Origin of the sequence: Exiguobacterium sp. A1_3_1, from assembly GCF_048985645.1 — a bacterium.
Lineage (GTDB): Bacteria > Bacillota > Bacilli > Exiguobacteriales > Exiguobacteriaceae > Exiguobacterium_A > Exiguobacterium_A indicum.
The window spans coordinates 1-17978 of sequence record NZ_WBYY01000013.1 but is presented as its reverse complement, the minus strand read 5'-3'; the positions used below and the strand labels follow the sequence as shown (position 1 = coordinate 17978).

At 32.9% G+C, this 17978-nt stretch carries 20 protein-coding genes; 4 read left to right on the top strand and 16 right to left on the bottom strand.

Going from position 1 to position 17978, the window contains the following annotated elements; genetic code table 11:
• Positions 1 to 110: 110 nt before the first annotated feature.
• From F8N00_RS02750 to F8N00_RS02715, 8 genes are all read right to left on the bottom strand, one after another.
• Positions 111 to 1457 (bottom strand): S8 family peptidase, encoded by a 1347-nt coding sequence (locus F8N00_RS02750; protein WP_421017754.1) that lies wholly within the window; start codon positions 1455 to 1457, stop codon positions 111 to 113.
• Entirely contained in the window at positions 1417 to 3585 is a 2169-nt protein-coding gene (locus F8N00_RS02745) for a peptidase domain-containing ABC transporter (RefSeq protein WP_421017753.1), read from the bottom strand. Before F8N00_RS02745 ends, F8N00_RS02750 begins: the two co-directional genes overlap by 41 nt.
• An 18-nt stretch (positions 3586 to 3603) precedes the next feature.
• Positions 3604 to 4638 (bottom strand): hypothetical protein, encoded by a 1035-nt coding sequence (locus tag F8N00_RS02740; RefSeq protein WP_421017752.1) that lies wholly within the window; start codon positions 4636 to 4638, stop codon positions 3604 to 3606.
• Positions 4631 to 5350: a flavodoxin family protein gene (locus tag F8N00_RS02735; RefSeq protein WP_055970072.1), complete on the bottom strand. Its 720-nt coding sequence runs from the start codon at positions 5348 to 5350 to the stop codon at positions 4631 to 4633. Before F8N00_RS02735 ends, F8N00_RS02740 begins: the two co-directional genes overlap by 8 nt.
• A 14-nt stretch (positions 5351 to 5364) precedes the next feature.
• Positions 5365 to 8385, bottom strand: coding sequence for a type 2 lanthipeptide synthetase LanM (lanM, locus tag F8N00_RS02730; protein ID WP_214749147.1), 3021 nt, complete (start codon positions 8383 to 8385; stop codon positions 5365 to 5367).
• A 70-nt stretch (positions 8386 to 8455) separates the two neighbouring features.
• Entirely contained in the window at positions 8456 to 8650 is a 195-nt protein-coding gene (locus tag F8N00_RS02725) for a lichenicidin A2 family type 2 lantibiotic (RefSeq protein ID WP_055970079.1), read from the bottom strand.
• 30 nt (positions 8651 to 8680) lie between these two features.
• Complete coding sequence (locus tag F8N00_RS02720; RefSeq protein ID WP_230088609.1) at positions 8681 to 8911, bottom strand: mersacidin family lantibiotic; 231 nt, start codon at positions 8909 to 8911, stop codon at positions 8681 to 8683.
• Between the two features lie 430 nt (positions 8912 to 9341).
• Complete coding sequence (locus F8N00_RS02715; protein WP_214749150.1) at positions 9342 to 10280, bottom strand: IS30 family transposase; 939 nt, start codon at positions 10278 to 10280, stop codon at positions 9342 to 9344.
• Between the two features lie 408 nt (positions 10281 to 10688).
• On the opposite strand from F8N00_RS02715, the gene F8N00_RS02710 reads away from it, so the two are divergent.
• Complete coding sequence (locus tag F8N00_RS02710; protein ID WP_353048762.1) at positions 10689 to 11084, top strand: IS3 family transposase; 396 nt, start codon at positions 10689 to 10691, stop codon at positions 11082 to 11084.
• A gap of 204 nt (positions 11085 to 11288) precedes the next feature.
• Here F8N00_RS02710 and F8N00_RS02705 read toward each other — a convergent pair whose 3' ends face one another.
• The 6 genes from F8N00_RS02705 to F8N00_RS02680 all read right to left on the bottom strand — a co-directional run bounded on the left by F8N00_RS02705 (position 11289) and on the right by F8N00_RS02680 (position 13714).
• A complete protein-coding gene (locus tag F8N00_RS02705) occupies positions 11289 to 11543 on the bottom strand; it encodes a glutaredoxin family protein (RefSeq protein WP_055966260.1) in 255 nt (84 codons plus the stop codon).
• A gap of 21 nt (positions 11544 to 11564) precedes the next feature.
• The gene (locus F8N00_RS02700) at positions 11565 to 11801 is read right to left on the bottom strand and encodes a helix-turn-helix domain-containing protein (protein WP_055966263.1); all 237 of its coding nucleotides are present in this window, start codon (positions 11799 to 11801) and stop codon (positions 11565 to 11567) included.
• Between the two features lie 5 nt (positions 11802 to 11806).
• Entirely contained in the window at positions 11807 to 11971 is a 165-nt protein-coding gene (locus F8N00_RS02695) for a YvrJ family protein (RefSeq protein ID WP_075643114.1), read from the bottom strand.
• Positions 11968 to 12078: a hypothetical protein gene (locus F8N00_RS02690; RefSeq protein ID WP_421017763.1), complete on the bottom strand. Its 111-nt coding sequence runs from the start codon at positions 12076 to 12078 to the stop codon at positions 11968 to 11970. Before F8N00_RS02690 ends, F8N00_RS02695 begins: the two co-directional genes overlap by 4 nt.
• 34 nt (positions 12079 to 12112) lie before the next feature.
• Complete coding sequence (locus F8N00_RS02685; protein ID WP_421017751.1) at positions 12113 to 12589, bottom strand: hypothetical protein; 477 nt, start codon at positions 12587 to 12589, stop codon at positions 12113 to 12115.
• 246 nt (positions 12590 to 12835) lie between these two features.
• Entirely contained in the window at positions 12836 to 13714 is an 879-nt protein-coding gene (locus F8N00_RS02680; RefSeq protein ID WP_214749161.1) for a S8 family peptidase, read from the bottom strand.
• Between the two features lie 1769 nt (positions 13715 to 15483).
• On the opposite strand from F8N00_RS02680, the gene F8N00_RS02675 reads away from it, so the two are divergent.
• Positions 15484 to 15723, top strand: coding sequence for a hypothetical protein (locus F8N00_RS02675; RefSeq protein WP_055966271.1), 240 nt, complete (start codon positions 15484 to 15486; stop codon positions 15721 to 15723).
• A gap of 99 nt (positions 15724 to 15822) precedes the next feature.
• Here F8N00_RS02675 and F8N00_RS02670 read toward each other — a convergent pair whose 3' ends face one another.
• Both F8N00_RS02670 and F8N00_RS02665 read right to left on the bottom strand, forming a co-directional pair.
• A complete protein-coding gene (locus tag F8N00_RS02670; protein ID WP_055966274.1) occupies positions 15823 to 16149 on the bottom strand; it encodes a hypothetical protein in 327 nt (108 codons plus the stop codon).
• 27 nt (positions 16150 to 16176) lie between these two features.
• The gene (locus F8N00_RS02665; RefSeq protein ID WP_055966276.1) at positions 16177 to 16926 is read right to left on the bottom strand and encodes a hypothetical protein; all 750 of its coding nucleotides are present in this window, start codon (positions 16924 to 16926) and stop codon (positions 16177 to 16179) included.
• Positions 16927 to 17248: 322 nt separating this feature from the next.
• Between F8N00_RS02665 and F8N00_RS02660 the strand changes: the two genes are divergently transcribed.
• Both F8N00_RS02660 and F8N00_RS02655 read left to right on the top strand, forming a co-directional pair.
• Positions 17249 to 17674 carry an HTH domain-containing protein gene (locus F8N00_RS02660; RefSeq protein WP_421017750.1) on the top strand — a complete coding sequence of 142 codons (426 nt, stop codon included), beginning with the start codon at positions 17249 to 17251 and terminating at the stop codon, positions 17672 to 17674.
• 89 nt (positions 17675 to 17763) lie between these two features.
• The coding region (locus tag F8N00_RS02655) for an IS3 family transposase (protein ID WP_421017749.1) at positions 17764 to 17978 on the top strand (215 nt) is incomplete at its 3' end.

Genomic DNA, 17978 nt, shown 5'->3' with positions numbered 1-17978 from the left:
ATGTCAGTACATTTTAAAAATGTACCACTCCGAAGGTGTTTTATATTGTATCAAAATTTAGGTTAGTCTACTCCTATATCGTTTTTTAACGGTATAGTGCGATGAAGTTTTTATTTTAATACGTTAGGTAAATAAATATACTTGTTTTGATTCAGCTTCTTAAATTGATTTAAAGCTTTATTTGGTTTATTTTTCAATTTTTCTTTACTTATTAACAAAGCTATCGCTCCAGAAACTTTTGGAGCTGCATAAGATACACCAGCATCTTGGTAGTAGCCTCCATCCATACCAGTCGTCAGTATCAATTCTTTCTCAAACCATCCTTCCTCCATCCATTTCTCTTGTCCATATTGATTTAAGTAACTGAAGTCCCCTCCTGCTGCGTAATAGTCAATAAAATTTCTACCATAGTTACTAAATATAGATTGAGTATTTAACGGACCAATAGATCCTACAGAAACTACTTTCGATAATTGAGCAGGCATATCATAAATTTTTACTTTTTTGTTTTTTGATGATTCATCTAAATCATTTCCAAGCAAAGTAAATAATTCTTTCATATCATTCTGATTTCTAACGTTCACTCCAGCATTGCCTGCAGCAGCCACCACGATACTGCCTTTTTTATATGCATAATCTACAGCTTTTTTATAGGCTTTATACTCTTTTAGATCATTTGTTCCATCTTTGTATTGACCAGAAACTAACATATATTCGCCAAGACTTAAATTAATTACATCAGCATCATCGTTTGCAGCCTCAATAATTGCTTTTAATATCCATTCTGTCTTAGCAGACTTTTCTCCAAACACGCGATAACTACGAATACCAATTCCAGGAGCGACTCCGTGTAACTTTCCATTAGCCGAAATTTGACCAGCGACACCTGTACCATGTCCCATGCGATCTTTATAATCATTTTTATTTCCTAGTTCGGTACTTTCGGTTCCATTATATCCACCGACAGGAACCAAATTCTTTGATCCTTTGACCACACTATCTTTTAAATCCTGGTGCTCATCATTTATACCTGAATCAATTATAGCGACTACTGTTCCCTTATTTGCCTGATGCAATGAGTAGCTCAATTTGTCTCCTGTAATTTGCTTCATATCCCATTGAGCTTCCCAGAGTGAAAATGTTTCTTTATTTAATGATGGATTTTCTTCTCTGGCAATTGGTTTTAATGAAGAAGAAGAAAAAACACTTTCAATAAATTTGCTTTCTCTTAATTTTGAGTGCGAATCTTGAACAACTATTAATTTTAATTCAGGAATTTGATAAGTAACTTTTAATGCTTTGTCTTTTATGACTTGTTGCATTGATTCTTTTGAAACACTTTCTTTGAAGATAATTACTTTCTCATTTTTATTGTTAAAAGCATCCGCAGACACGTTAGAAGGTATTCCATATAAACTACCTACTAAGACTGACAGAATGGTTACTCTTTTCATCATGTTCAGATTCCCCCATTTTCAAATATAGTCTATAGTATCGCTGTCTATTGTTAATCAATTCAGAGTGTGTTCCACTCTCAACTATTCTTCCCTCATGTAATACAACGATTTTATCAGCACTTTGAACTGTATTTAATCGATGAGCAATGATTAGTTTACCTACTTTTAAATTTTCAATGTTTTCCTTTATTAAGTGCTCGGTGATATTATCAAGACTGCTAGTCGCCTCGTCAAAAACAATTAGCTTAGGCTTTTTTAAGAGTGCTCGAGCGATAATCAATCTTTGTCTTTGTCCTCCTGAAAGATTACCACCACCTTCGGAAATGATCGTCTCAAACTTTAATGGAGTTTTTATGATGTCATCATAGATCATTGCCATTTGAGCCGCTTCTTCAATTTCCCTCTCCTCTACATCAGCACCCATTCCAATATTTTCTTTGAAAGTTCCATTAAAAAGTTCTGCCTCTTGTAGCACTGATCCAATCTGCTTTCTTAAAGTAGGAAGATGATACTTCTCAATATCGACATCATCAATCAAAATCTCACCTTTAGTCACTCGATGTAAACCTAATAGTAGTTTAGCAATTGTACTTTTCCCAGATCCAGAAGGACCTACAATTGCGACTGTTTCTCCTGGTTTTATTGTGAAAGAGATATCTTTTATAGTATTTTCTACAAATTGATTATGAGAAAACGAAACATTTTTGAATTCAATCTTTCCCATTTTTAACTCTTCGTATACTAAACCTGGATTTGTTTCTTGTTCCTTCTTAGTTTTTATTACATCTACTAACCGTGTAAAGTATGCTCTTAAAGAGACTATCTGTGTATAGTGGTTACTCATTGAAATGATTGGTGAGATGAACGATACTGCGATTGAACTAGAGGCAATGACTGTACCAACTGTTATATCTCCTCTTAAATAAAGCATTGTTCCCATCCATAAAATCAATAACGGAATCATTACTTGAATTCCAGATGTGATAGTATACACAATACCTTCCCAAATGTTTAATCTTTGACTACTTTTTAATTGTGTATCGTAATTTATACTCCACTTACCCAAGAGTTCTTCTTCAATCCCTAACACTTTAATATCCATAGCATTGTGAACGATTTCAGTAACCTGTGATTGAACCTTAACTTTATCTCGTATACTAGTGTCTACTAGTTTTCTTACGATTTTTGAATTGAAAAATAGGCTTGTCATCAGGATGATAGACAGTAACAGTAAAATAACTGCCAGTATCTTTGAGAAAGTCATTAAAATGAAAAAGTAAGTGATGATCAACATGGCATCAATGATTATAGATATAAACGTAGTCGAAAGAATATCTCTTATGTAAAAATTAGAGTTTGCTCGAAATAAGATATCTCCATTGGATCGATTATCAAAAAAGGAATGAGGTAATCTAACCAATGTATTCATGAAATCAGTCATAATTGATTTATCAATACTTGTCTCAGCCTTTGCTAAAATAAACGACCTTACCCCTGTAAAGAATAAATAAGTAATGAATATCCCTAGTATCGTAATACCGACAACATTCATTAGGGGCTCTTCTTTGTTGATTAGTAAATGATCAGTAGTCCATTTAGTGACTAAAGGGATAGTTAATAATACTATTTGAAGAAGGATTGTCAGTGCTAACAAATGGAATACTGTCTTTTTGTGTTTGCTGAAATAATGAAATAATATATTCGATTCTTCAATTGACCTTTTTTGGAACGTTGACGAGGGCGAAAACATGATAGCAAATCCACTCATTTTAGTTATGAAGTCTATTTTTTTTAACCTCATACGTCCTTTTGCAGGATCTACAATATGGAAAATATCATTACGTATTTTTTCTAAAATTACGAAATGGTTTCCTTCCCAGTGAAGTATGGCGGGTAAAATCAAATTTTCAACACCACTTTCATCTATTTGAACAGCTCGACTCATCATTTTTTTATTATCTGCAATTTGTGTTAAGTTCAGAAACGAATAACCACCACGTGGACTAGGAAACTCATCGCGTATTTCATTTAGTGTTATTTGATAATCATGATAATTGAGTATCATGGCGACACAAGCTAAACCACATTCACTAAATTCCATTTGTTGAATAAATTTAACTTTTTTCATGCCGATACTCCTTTTTGATTATAAATTAAGCGCTTTTAATAGAATCATTTGTTGATGAGGATCAACCATTTCTTTGTAAATTTCATTTTTTGAAATGCAAATTTTTTTATAGTCACTACTATTTTGTTTGAGTATGTTTAGTGAAATACTATACATGCATTTTCCATACCAAAAGTTTATTTCTTTTAACTGTTCAATGTATTCTTCGCTCATTTCTTTTTGAATCAGGCTTTTTATTAATGAATTATAAAAACCTAGTATTTTTTGTTGTATTTCCGAAGAAACAATTTTTTGAGCAAATATTAATGAAGTACTTGCCTCATTATAATTTTTTTTATTTATGTGATAATGAGCCTTTAAAATTGCAATTGAGAATACCTCATCATCATTAGATGCTGCAGTTACTTTTTTTTCTAACCAAAGAAACTCATCTTCTTGAATATCTTCTATCGCCTTATAATAGAGGTACTGTACAGTATAGTCATCTACTACTTCAGCATTACTTTTCTTCATTAGAGAAACAATTTCTCCTCCATCAGTACCTTCTACCGGTATAAGTGTGATTATCCCTATTATTAAATTCAGGATTAAAAAATAAGAATAAGAGTCACTAGAGGTAAGTTGAGTATTAGGCTCAATTGCTCGATAACTTAACATAATCACTGCAACAACTAAGTTAATTAAAGGACCTCCAATATAGTTTAATAACAGCTTTCTTTTAAGATTTTTTATATCTTTTCTAGATTTAAAGTACATTTTTGTTGTCCCTAGCGCTAAAAATACATTTTCGTTTATCATAATTTTTATTTTTCCATTCACTTGAATTGCTATCAAGAACCACCATGTTAAGAAATGCAATTGAGCATGTTGTATCAATCCCGCTACTAAGTGACCTATTTCATGAATAGCGATAACAACCATCATAAGGAGTAATAATTGAAGTATCAAAAGATACAAAAAATCGTTTTGATACTTGTAAAAGAATGTACACACAATGACCATTATTAAACTTAGTGTTATCGGATGTAAGAGTAGATACTTAGATTTAAGCATACGATTCAAAGTACTCCTCAAGCGTGTCGCAATCAAATAAATGATTTTCAACCCAATATTTATGTTCAAAATGTTGTTGTTCATATTGACTCAAAATAATTTTCAATGTATTGAATGTAGTTTCTTGATAATCAGTCGGAGTAAATTTATAACTAGAATCAAGAACATGCAACATTGAATCGACAGTCTCTTCTACATAAGTATCAGCTAAAAAACTTTCTGTTTTAATAAAATTTGTTTTGTGAATAACTGACGCCCCCATAAAACTTAACGTTTTCTCCAGATAATCTGTAACGAATGTTGCTCCATTACTTTCAGCTGTTGAAATTACAATCCCAGCTTTTTTTACGAGCGTATATAGATGCGCCCAATATGATAAGCGATCGATTAAAACTTTCATATCCGAAGAAACATTGTGTGAATATACAGGACTCGCCAAAACTATATAATCAGCTTCTTTCATTTTTCTTTTTATCATTTCTCCATCGTCAGGTTTATCTTTTAATTCACTTGGACACTTGCCAAGATTAAAACACTGCCTACACCCTGTAGAAGGATTTAATTGAGTGTTTAACGGCGAATATATATCAATCTGAAGCTCAATTTCTTTAGAACAAAGATTTTTAAATCGAGAAATAATTTGGTTTGTCAAATCAAATATTCGTGAATCTTTATTTCGTGAACCAACATAGACAAATATTTTTTTTAACATGATTTTGTCCTCCTTCAACTCAAAATGCTTGGTACTTCATCTGGGTTAATCAGTCTTAAAAGTTGGTACCCTATGCCAGAAGTTCCAGTAAATAAACTAATGTCTTCAAAATTGCTATTATGCATTAACTTATACTCGCTATTATTATTTTTAAGCTTTATAACCGCCATGCCAATACTTCTACCTTTTTCAAACGTATCTGATGACGTCAAGAAATATTCTACGAGACTCATATTCCCATGACAAATTGAATCATTATTCATTAATGTTTTATTTTCTAACCGATTGTAGTTGTTTACAAATACTTTATGCCCCTGCATTTCTTGGTCAAACACTTCATTTTTTGTCATATCGATCCCTAAACAACCTGTGCACCAATGAAGACTTTTGCTAGATTGTAGACTTTCCGGAATATCAATATTAGAAAGAAGTGAGTTAGCAAAGTCATTGTATTTTTTGATTTGAGTCAAATTAAATAATCTCTTAATAATTACAATTTTTCCAAACTCGCCATGACCAAAACTCGGATCTTTGATTGGGACGTTTTTATTCACTAAGAAATCACCACACTTTATCGCTAACTCTAATACTCTTGACATTTTTGTATGTTCATAAAGACGTATCAAACTTCCAATTAGGCTAGTAATTCCGTTAAGATAATCTAATTCAACAATTGAATTGCTCTTATCATTCAAAATTTCTTCTATTTTAGAACAGTATTGAATAATTAATTTTAAAATCTTAGCATTGTCATCTTTGAAATCATTCATATACGAAAATGCGTGCAGATAGGCTGGATAACCCGATAGTCCAAGCTTATAATCAAATACTAATTCTGGGTTACATTGCGCCAATAGTTTTTGGTAAAACTCTTTGTACTTTTTGATACCTGTTTGATTATATAAGTGATAATAAAACAGTAAAATTCCAGAGGAGCCATTATAAAAATCATCCGAACTCGGAGCCAGCGACCAAACATCATCATCTGATTGATTACTCGGAATAATCCAGCTTACATGGTCCAAATCAATTGCTTTTTCAATTATGCTATCTGCAATTTCATAAATTTCATTCAATACGATCTGTTCATTCCACTCAAATGATAATTTCGAAAACGGTTCAGAAATTGTCTCTAGCGCAGATAATTCTTTTTTTCTAACACTTGAGAAATCACCGAAGTGTAATTGTATGACTGAAAGTTGATGCTGCAATTCGCTTTCAGACACTTCATTGAAAGTAGTTAAAAGATATTCATAGGGCGTATAGTCATAATAGTTCTCAATCATCATGCTTTTATTCCCTTCAATATGAAGAGAATTAGTAACATTAAAAAATACTGGAATATCGTTAAAAATCATATCGCGAGTTTCTGAATCAATAATTGATTTATCGGCATATGGAAATACCCACATGTTTTCGAGTGCTTTTTCTCTATCCAACATATCCATCAGCATTTGAGGATGCTGCATGTGCATCAGAATAGTGGCATACTGGTTTGTGTCTCTAAAAAGAACTCTTACTTTTAAATTTTTGAACTTCTCTAATACTTTAGAGTTTAAGAGTTCAGCTTTATTTTTTATAATCATTTCATACACTGTTTGAAAACCAGTTAGTATTTGATTTTTATAATGTTTATAGTCTATTTCTACAATGTCATTTTCAAGAGTCGGTAAATTTTTTGATCCTTTTAAAATAAACTCTTTATATTCATATCGCATTTCGTCAGTTCCCTGATTTACTGGCTGTAAGACCTTATAATCTAACTTGCTTTCTCTTCCATTTAATGCACTTAAATCTAGTTTTTCAGTTTTTAGTCCATTCGTTGGTAAGAACAGTGTTCTCGTTACATTTTTAAAATTGCGATCTCTAATTTCTTTAAGTGTCAGTTCTTCTTCTTGACCGAATAAAGGATTTTGTCTTTGAATTAATGTTTCTAGATCAATAATGACTGGATGCGAACCATGCGAAATCAGATTCTCCATGTGAATATCTGTTCCATTTAAAATCTGGAAAATTGCCATAAGCTGTCCAAAACGATGATAAAAATCTTCAATTTCTTCTATAGATTCGCAATATTTTTGCTCTATAAATAACTCATACGAGTATGTATATTTATTTAACGTAGGCAATGTCTTTAGACTTTTAAAGTTAGGGTAATTTAATCCATTCATATAATTTATGAAATCATTAAATACTTTATTCACTTTCAAATCTTTAGGCTTATAAACAATTTTTGTTGAATCTAATAATTCTAACACTGTTACAGTTCTTCCCTCTTGGTGTGTGTCCCCTTCACCAAACTTCATCCCAATAATTTTTAAATCTCCTGTTCGAAATTCGCACATTAATTCTTTTTGATCTTCGACAATACGGTTCACTAATTCATTAACATGGTCAATAAAGAATAGTGAGCGCGAAGATAATAATCTTGTAATAACCATGTACTTATCGAAAAATGCATTCAATTTTTTTATTTGATCGAAAGATTTAACAAAATGCATATAACGCTCTTCAGGTGATTCTCCAATTAATAAGCCTTGCTCTTTTTCAAGGTTCAACTCTAATACAAGTGTTTTATGAACAATTTCCGATAACTCATTTGTTATGTATAGAATTACCTGTTCGAAAACAGGTGTAGAAAAAATATTTTTTGAGGAATCTCTAAAAAATAGTTGTTTTAAATCAATTTTAATATTTTCTATAAATGGACGGATTACATTCGAAAAATTATCATATGTTTCATTTGAATCTAAAATATTCTTTATCCCACGATCGTAAAATTTATACCAGTCTGATTCAGCAGCAACTTTTTGATATTTTTCTTGCAATTCAAATTCTGGTTGATAACAAATCGCATGAGAAAAAATATTTTTGTTTAAACTCTTTGTTTTCAGCATTTCGTTGAATGTATTCTCAGAAATGATAGACATCTCTTGTCTCCACTTTAACAATGATGGATGAACATTCGAGATATTCGTTCTTTGTAAGATTTCATACCTTTCTTTGATAGTTAAAGCTTTAAAAAGATTTTTCATTTTAGTGCCTCCATTCTAATCTCAAAATTAAAAACTCAGAAGTGAGCGACCGAAGTCGCCCACGCTATTCTTATTTTTTATTATCTTTTCCGCACTTCAATCCTGCAGAAGCTAAGTAACTGCCGACAAAAGAAAGTAAAGCAGAACAAACCAGTGATGACCTAACATCTACATCAGTAGATCCACCAAAAATTTCATTCATCTCTTCTTCAGACAATTCTTTAAGGCTTGTTCCTACAGCATCAAGACTTTTAAGGTTTTCCATCAGAACCTCCAAGTATTATTAGTTTTAGTTTTATCCTAAGCAATCTTTATTGTGACTTACAATTCCACTGATGGCAGATGCTCCTGCACCAATACAAGCTTTTGTGCTTTTTACAATTGAACGAGCTACAAGAGAAATTACTGGAGTCCAACGCGGATCTACATCTGAAGCACCATAGATCTCAGACATCTTTTCAGTATCCAACGATTTCATTCCTTCACCACATGTTGCATTCATAAGCATGATTTCTTTTTCAGTCATTTTTTACATCCACCTTTTAAAATATATTTTCATTTCATATGCGAAAAATTACGTCTAATGTTTCACAACGAATTGAATATGTCCATGTTAACAAACCAAAAATGGAATAATACCCATTTAAATGGAATTGGTAAATACGTCCTATACTAATCCTTAATTCAACTTATTTTGTTTGAAATTTTAGCGATTCTCACTTTCATTGCGACTGTAAGCATTTTTAAACATTTAATAAAATACCTAATTTAGTTAGTTTTTTTAAAATAAGTTCAAAAGAACTAGATTTTTTTAATTCCGTTTTTTATTAAGCGTTTACAAAAATGTCTAATGATTCCGTAAAAATGAAATCATTAGACATTTGATTAGTTATTTAGCAACCAATAAGTTAGCTTCTAGTTTTCTATGCTTTTAATTTTTATCTTATGACGGTTTGTCAAATTAAGTGCAACACTTCTTCTGTGAAGACCTCGTATGCAGTTTTCCAGTTGAGACATTTTCGCGGTCTCCCATTGATCCAGGCGAGCGCTTGAGCGAGTTCAGCACGACTGACCTTTCCGAAATCTGTCCCCTTCGGGAAAAATTCACGGAGAAGACCATTGGCGTTCTCGTTACTCCCACGCTGCCAAGAAGAATACGGATCCGCAAAATACATCGGTACGCCTAACGTGTCACGAATTCGTTCATGACAACTAAACTCTTTTCCACGATCTGTCGTCGCAGTTTGGAACGTTCCCAACGGGAAGTAAAGATGCAATGCTTGAATCGCAGACTCCATCGATTGAGCGGACCGATCTTCCATCGGTACAGCGAGATAGAAGCGGCTCTTTCGCTCGACGAACGTTGCGACACAGGCTTTAGATTTCCCTCTACCCGAGACAACAGTATCCAACTCCCAATGTCCGAACGTTTGGCGCGCTTTGACGTCAGCCGGACGTTTACTGATCGGCAGTCCGACGTTGAAGCGTCCACGCGTCTCACGTGGTTTCTGACGCTTTCCTTTTTGTCGGAGGAGTCCAAAATCGGCCTCGACGAGGCCCATATAAATCCAACGATAAATGGTCTTGAACGAGAGTCCTTCGTCTTGGAATAATCGTCCGGCAATCTGTTCAGGGGACCAGGTCTCTCGTAACTTTTCGAGGATGCGGACTCCTTTTTCGATCGTAAACTTCGTCCGTGCACCGCACTTCTTCTTCCGCTCCACATAACGCTTGTCGGCATGGGAAGAGTCATAGTGAGGATTTCGTTTCAATTCTCGTGAAATCGTAGAAGTTTGACGCCCTAGGCGTCCAGCAATCTTTCGGATAGAAAAATCTAGCTCGAGATATGTCTCTATTTTGACTCTTTCTGATGTGGTAAGATGAACATAGCTCATAACGAATCCTCCGTTGAATTTTGTGTGGTAACTCTATTCTACACGAGGCCGTTATGGGGTTTTTTGTGTTTTCAGTTAGGTGTTGCACTTAATATTACAATTCGTCGTGTTTAAAGGTATCTATATACTGTGCCTATTCAATTTAGATGCGAGAACTATTCATGAGCAAACGCGACTTTAATCCAGATCAAACCAGACAACTTGAAATGGATCTTCACATAGCCTCTGTATTAGATCGTGCAATTCAATATAAAGGAGAATTTAGCTGTTAAGCGACCGATACAAACCTTTGAGGAAAGCGGCTTTGGCCTGGGCATGATTGGTAAGCAAACGAAGAACTAAGCGTTAAAACGGTGGTGGAAGATATATCGCATTTATGGAGTGAGCGACGTGGAATGATGGCACATCATGTATCTACAAGCTTCCATACGGAACCCGCCCTTCATACAACGAATAAATTCGCAGAACGACTCCAAGCGAATGTTCGCTAGAAGCCATGATACCTTCCAATCAAGGATTCCATTATACGCATTCTGCTTATCAAACACGTATAAGTTAAGATGGGAATGCTTCAATCCATATCTCGTAGAGAAAAACTGCCTGGATAATACCCAGATGAAGTCGTTCTTTGGGCACTTGAAAGATTATGTCGATTATAAATTAGTATCTGACCTCGATGAGGTTTGTGCCATGGTCGATGCTTACATTGATTATTACAATACAATGGAAACTACAAAAGATGACTCCGGTACAATACCGAAGCCATCTCATATCAGCTTGAAACGTCAAGGGTGCTTTTATTGAACTTACATTTTTTTCTTGAGAACGACTTATTTGAAGCTCATTTTTATAGGAACTCTAAACATGAATTATAAAATTAAAATGATTTCTATACAAAATCAGAATCATTTTATAAAATCATAATCAACGAGCACACATCAATTTCATATAGTACCTAAAGTTCAATCTGAAACTCCTTCATGATTTTTCTTACACGAAGTATGAAAATTAATTATTATCGCTCAGCTGTAATTGCTTTTCGATTTCTAATAAATTAAATCCATGAATTTTTACTTTCTCACCATTGTCTTTTTCAACAATCGTTAATGGAGTACCTATTCCATCCTCTGATTTAAATGCATCAAACTTTTCTTTACTCTCATAAATGTTGACATTAGTGTAATTTAATCCTTTCTCTAACATAAATTCCTTTTGCAATTTACAAAACGTACAATTTTCAGATGTATATACTGTAATTTTCATTTTTATTTTTCTCCTTTTTAATTAAACTACTTCTTTTTTTGATTTATTATAAATCTCCCAAAATCCTGGAGTTGAATTTACATCGTACTGTTTAATCGAGGTTATTAATTTATACTTCAGTTCTTGTGAGAGATCATCTTTATTCTGATTTGTCGTGAGTGACAAAGATTTTTTTATTTTGGGTTCAAACATAGTAATGATTTTTTCAAGAGCAAGATCATCATTTTTTGATTTCGATACTAATTCGTATAGATCCATTTTAATCAATCCTTTTTATGCGTCTGTATTACGCTTGATAGTTGACTAATTACGACTTCAAGATTTTCAATTTTCTTTTCAAATCTCATGAATAGATACATAGTAATCACTATAGGAAATCCAAAATTTCCAAGTATTGAAATCCATTGTGGTAACTCAATTACCGTCATTCAAGTGTTCTCCTTTCAACTAAATTTAAATGAGAATGTATGTTTTCTAGCGCTTTTTTTCTAGTTTTTGATACAGTCTGCTGAGACTTGTTGAGCTTTCTAGCGATTTCAGTATCTGATAGTCCATCAATGTAGGATAAACTAATGATTTTTTTTTTGAGTTTCTGTTAGTAGAAGAATTGCCTGTAGTAATTTCTCGTCTCCGACATATTTTTCTAAATTCTCATCATTTATTATTTGTTCAATATCGATATGGGCCTTATCATCAACTATTAAATCTTTAATTGATAATTGATCATCTTCTTTTAAATTAGAATCAGCGATCAACGGAAATCTACTATTTACAAGTCTTATTTTCTTATCAAAATTAATTGCACTAAAGTATATAGTCTGAGATATAAATGAGATAAATCGAACGTTAAAATAAAATTTTTTGAACGATTCATCAATTTTATTTTTATTATTCTCATTTGGATTCTCAATAACATTTAGTAAAAGCTCTTGATTTTCGATGTTATTCAAAAAATTTTTAATAATTTTGTTATTTAAAAACTCTTGATTAGCATCAAAAAATTCACCTATTTTCTCATCTAAATCGTTTAATCTATCTTTATCCATAGTTTCCCCCAAAGAAATAAAAACGTATGTTCTCATATTAACGAAAAAATATTATTCTTTACAGTAGTTGCTAATCTTTTCAGATAAGTTACTTGAATCTTTTATGAGCTCAATAATGAAACTTCTTTCAGTTTCGCTTAAATTTTCACTTAAGCATTTTGAGAAAAAAGCTTGTGTTTTTCGACTTTCACAAAAGCATTTTAAAATCAACTCACTTGTCTCTTTCACAAAGCCACCTCCAATTTATTACTTTTCTAAATTTAAAGATTTAATCATTGTCTTCTCGATAAACTCTATAGTTGTGTGACTCATCAAAATTTCGAATACTTCTTTTGTAGAAATAGATCTAGTAGCTTTTTTCTCATATTCCTCAATTAAAATTGCTAAAGATCCAGCTACAAAAGGAACTGCCATTGAAGTACCACTCATTTCGATAAATTCATTATTCAAAGAGTTCGAATAGATATTTACTCCTGGAGCATATACATCTACATATTCATTTGAATTTGAAAAATCAGCTATATTTTTAATTGATTCATCAATTGCACCAACTGAAATCACTTCTTTAAAAGAAGCAGGATATCGATATTCCATCGTAGTCAAATCTCCATCACCATCGTTTCCAGCTGCTGCAACAACAGTTATTCCTTTTTTATCAACTTGTTTGATAAGATCATGTAGCTTTTTATCGTACTTTCGAACTCCTAATGATAGAGAAATAATCTTGACACGTTCATTATTATCACCTCGCCAATTCATTGCATATTTTAGTCCTTCAGAAAGAAGTTCAAGTGAACCTTTTCCACTACCATTTAACACCTTTACTATCAGTAAAGATACTTTGGGAGCAATACCTTGAATGCCATAATTATTGTTAGATCCTGCAATTATTCCAGCTACATGTGATCCATGACCATTTGTATCTCCATAATTATTTGTATCTCCATTGAACTCTTCGGTGAAATTATATCCATCAATCATTCTGTCTTTCAGATCTAAGTTCATCACGTCACAACCGGTATCTAAAACTGCAATGACTATTCCTTCTCCGTAGAATCCTTTTTGCCATTTTGTTTCGATTCCTACAGACAACACACTTGGTGACACATAATCTTTTTTAGCCAATTAATAACCTCCATAAATTGCCTTTAATAACCTATAAAGAGGTATTAAGAAGCCTTATAACAACTTTTTATTGGAATTAAATTAAATAATTATGTATTTTTATTTTATTTATGTTTTTTATGATATGAAAATTTTTGTTAATAAATTCTTCGCAGAAATAATCATCTTCTTCAATTTATTATTTAAGCTCTCAAAAAGTAAAAAGTGACACATCAGCTGTAAAGTTAAACTAATCAATAAGCAGTGGCCCCTTAATTAAAACGTTAGTTAAAGTTATCGATATATTATAGTTACTCAGTTTAAATAGGAGAACTATCCATGAACAGATTTATCATTAATACAGATCAACGCAAACAACTTTCCACATCGCCTTCATATCAGATCGCAAGTTTTCAAAGGAGAATTTAAAATTCGAGCGATACTTTCGAATCCAGTTGGTAAGCGCCGATACAATTTGTTCTTTACCCTGTAACATGATTGCTAAGTAAACAACAAACGAAGTAGTGAAAGTATGGTTCACTACAATTTATATATGGATAAAAGAGTTTTAATGATAAATGTGAAAGATTCAACTTTGACGTTAACCGAAAAAGGAAGCTTCCATCGGATGAAGCCTTGGGAAATCTGAAGTACGAACTAAGTACCTTACAGCAAAGAACAAATTTATGGTTTTAAAAGAGAAATGAAGAATTTAAAATAATGACGTGTGATCACTATATGACCATTATATTTTTTACGAAGGCAATCATTTAACCGATTGCCAAGGCTCTGTATATGCTCATTAAGGTCAATCGCAAGAATTATTTGGCACTGGCATATTTCTCCTTGCTTGAAGAATGCGATGAAGATCCGTAGGCAGAGCATTTTGCATAAAATGTCTATAGCGACATATAACACTGAGAGTGGATCAAACGACTCAAACCATCAGCTCGGTCAGAGAAATAGTAAGATATTTGCTATAGACAACACTTATCTTCGTATTGACTTTATCCAAGTAGTTTATCTCTCTTATTTGAAAGATTCCGCACCCTTGAAATGATGGCATATTATGAATCTACAAACTTTTATATGAAACCTGCATCATACAAGGAATATACTCGTAGAATGACTACACGAGAATATATGCTACTCGCAATTCATAATACATTCCAATGAAGTTCAAATACCTATCCTGCTTATTAATCACTCATTCATGAGTTGGAATGTTTATATACATGTCGCATACAGAAAACTGACTGAATAATGTCCTGATCCAAGTATTCTTTGGGTGCTTTAAAGATGTTTCGATTAGTAATTAGTAGCTAATCTCGATGAAGTATAACTATGATTGTTGCATCTATTGATTATTACAGTAACGAACGAAAATAATGGAAACGACAAAAGATGACTCCGGTACAATACCGAAGTCATCTTAATGGCAGCTTAAATCAATTCAAATACTTTTTCTAAACTCTAAAGTTCAGTTTAGTTACTACATTTTAAAAGTGTTTCGAAAAAATCTAAATTTGGGATTTATATAAAATTGTCGTGTTAGTAAATTAAAGGTTTTTTTACTCTACTCATTAATCAAAATTTTTAAAGAAGCACCATTTCACGAAATTCTTTTTTTATGGAATATCGATATTTTAGTCCTATTCATAAGAAATATTAATTAGTAAAAAATAATCATCTTCTTAAATAATTCAAATAGTATAACCTTTATTTTTACACTTATGTGTTACTATATACTAAATACTAAAATTAATTTAGTAATAAAAGGAGGTTTCATCATGACAAAAAATCTTGGGTGGATTTCTATTGGGATAATTATTTTTACTTTAATTACATTTAGCGTACTTCCAGTCAACGGATTTTGGGGAACAAATTATTTAATTGGTGGTATGCTGTTAGCTTTATTAACTGCTATGTTTAGTAAAAAAGGTATCGGAAAAAATCTTGCTTTTATAGCAATGGGTATTCTTTTACTTCTATTTGTATTATCAATTTTAGGATTTTTAGGAATCCTGTAATATTTTATTAAATATAAATCCTAGTACATTAGATGACCACTAATACTAGGATTTATATTTATATTCATTCGATTAATTAATTTGAGAAATTTTTATTTTTTACAGTTTAGTCAATGTAGCATGACCTGTCGCATTTTGACTGTAACTTGTCAATCGAAGATACAAATAATCCTTTTTAACTTTAATATTTGACTGATTTAACGATTGCCCTGGCTGCAAAAACCACTCTTTAACTGGTTCATCGAATCCTGCCACGTCTACAATATGAACACCCATTACTGCATTTGAACTTGTATTCTTAGCAGAGATTCGTGCCAGACCGTTTGTAAAATTCATTTTTGTTCCATTGACCACTCTATCTCCAATAGCGATAGAAATTCCGTTACTTGATACTAAAGCCTCTACATCATTTTTATTCTTTTCCATTTTTTTATCTCCTTCTCCTTTTTTTTATTAGCAAACAAAGCACATTACTGCTTCTACTACAGGTGTATTAAATGTTTTACCTGCTGCTTGAGCACAGTCACATAATCTTTGATCACAGTAACAGTTAGGGTAACTTACACCTCGTTTTGTATAACAGCAATCATGTGTTTTACAGCAATTATCTAGTCCATTGATTCCTTTTTTAGTTGAAGTACAAGCTGACGAACCACCACAAGCTTGACCACACCAAATATAACCTCCAGCTAAACAGCCATCAAAAACACCATTTGCCTCTACATCTCCATTTAACATTCCAGGTACATAATCTTGATAAAAAGGAAACTCACTTTCTTCTTTATCATTTTTTTCTTTATACAAGGCGATTAATTCTTGATCAAAAGTCGATTCTGAAAACTTAATATAATTTTCGCTTCGAGCAGTATAATTATTCAATGTAACTTCATCATTATCTTCGTTATAATATTCACCTACAAAAAAGTCATTTTGAGTCGATAAATCATTATTTCGATATCGAGTAATATAACGAATCTTTACATTGCTGGCTACTTCAAAATAAATCGATTTTGCAGTTACAACATCTTCTTCTTTTTTCGCATCAAACTCAATTGCTTGAATGACTTTTACTTCTTGAGGATTAAATTCAAATTTTTGTTTATGATTCATTTCTTCAATTAGATTTTTTAACTTCTTATTTTCTTTGATGTCATGTAGAATAAATTTAATTTCTTGTTCTTCTAACCGTTTACCGATAAGCATAAATTAACATCTTCCCTTCATTTTATTATCAGCTGATATTGTAGAAAGAAGTTTATAGTAGAACATATACAACCTATTACATCTACTTTTTCTTATTTATTAATGTATAAAGTCTTTCAACAAATGTCAGATCAAGTTTTTGTACTCATATTAAAAATATAACCAAGCTATTCTCATTCAAAATAAATCAAAAAATGACTTAATCCGATTATGAACTGAACCCCGAATGATAAACACTTATAAAAAAGTGTATCATTCGGGGTTTTTCGTGTGCATACGAATCGCTATAATGAACCTATTCATTCAGACGGGAGAAACAACCATGAGTAAAATCACCTTCACTATGACTCAAATCAACCAGCTCGAAGAAAATCCGAACGTCGCTTCCGTATCAGAACGTTCAATCCAGTACACGGCCGAGTTCAAGGTCAAAGCTGTACGTGAGAATATTGAAGGAAAAGGACCTCAACAAATCTTCACGGAGGCTGGATTCGACCTGACGGTGATCGGGAAACGAAAAGCGCATTCCGCGTTGATTCGCTGGCGTCAAACGTTCCGAAATGACAGAGAGGAGGGTCTTCGGAACGACAAACGTGGAAAGGCTCTGGGAGGCGGACGCTCGAAGACAGACGAGTCGATGGAGAGACGGTTGGCGAAGGCAGAGGCACGGATCAAATACCTGACGGCAGAGAACGAGCTCTTAAAAAAGCTAGAGCAGTTAGAGGGGCAGGCGAAACGTACGAACTGACACCAGCAGAGAAATATCAGGCCATCAACACCGTCATCCGCATCGCACAGTTTAAGAATCTCGTCTGCCCACTATGTGAGATTGCCGGAGTGAGCCGCAGTGGCTATTACGCTTGGTTGAACCGTGCCGAGGCGGATTCCCTTCGGGAAGAGCATGATTATCTAGATGCGACACTCCTCAAGAAAATCCATGATAGCCACAAAGGCAAAGTCGGTTATCGGAGGCTGTACATGGAGGTGTTCGCTACCCTCGGTTTCCCGATCAACCATAAACGGATTCTTCGGCTGATGCGCAAATATAACAC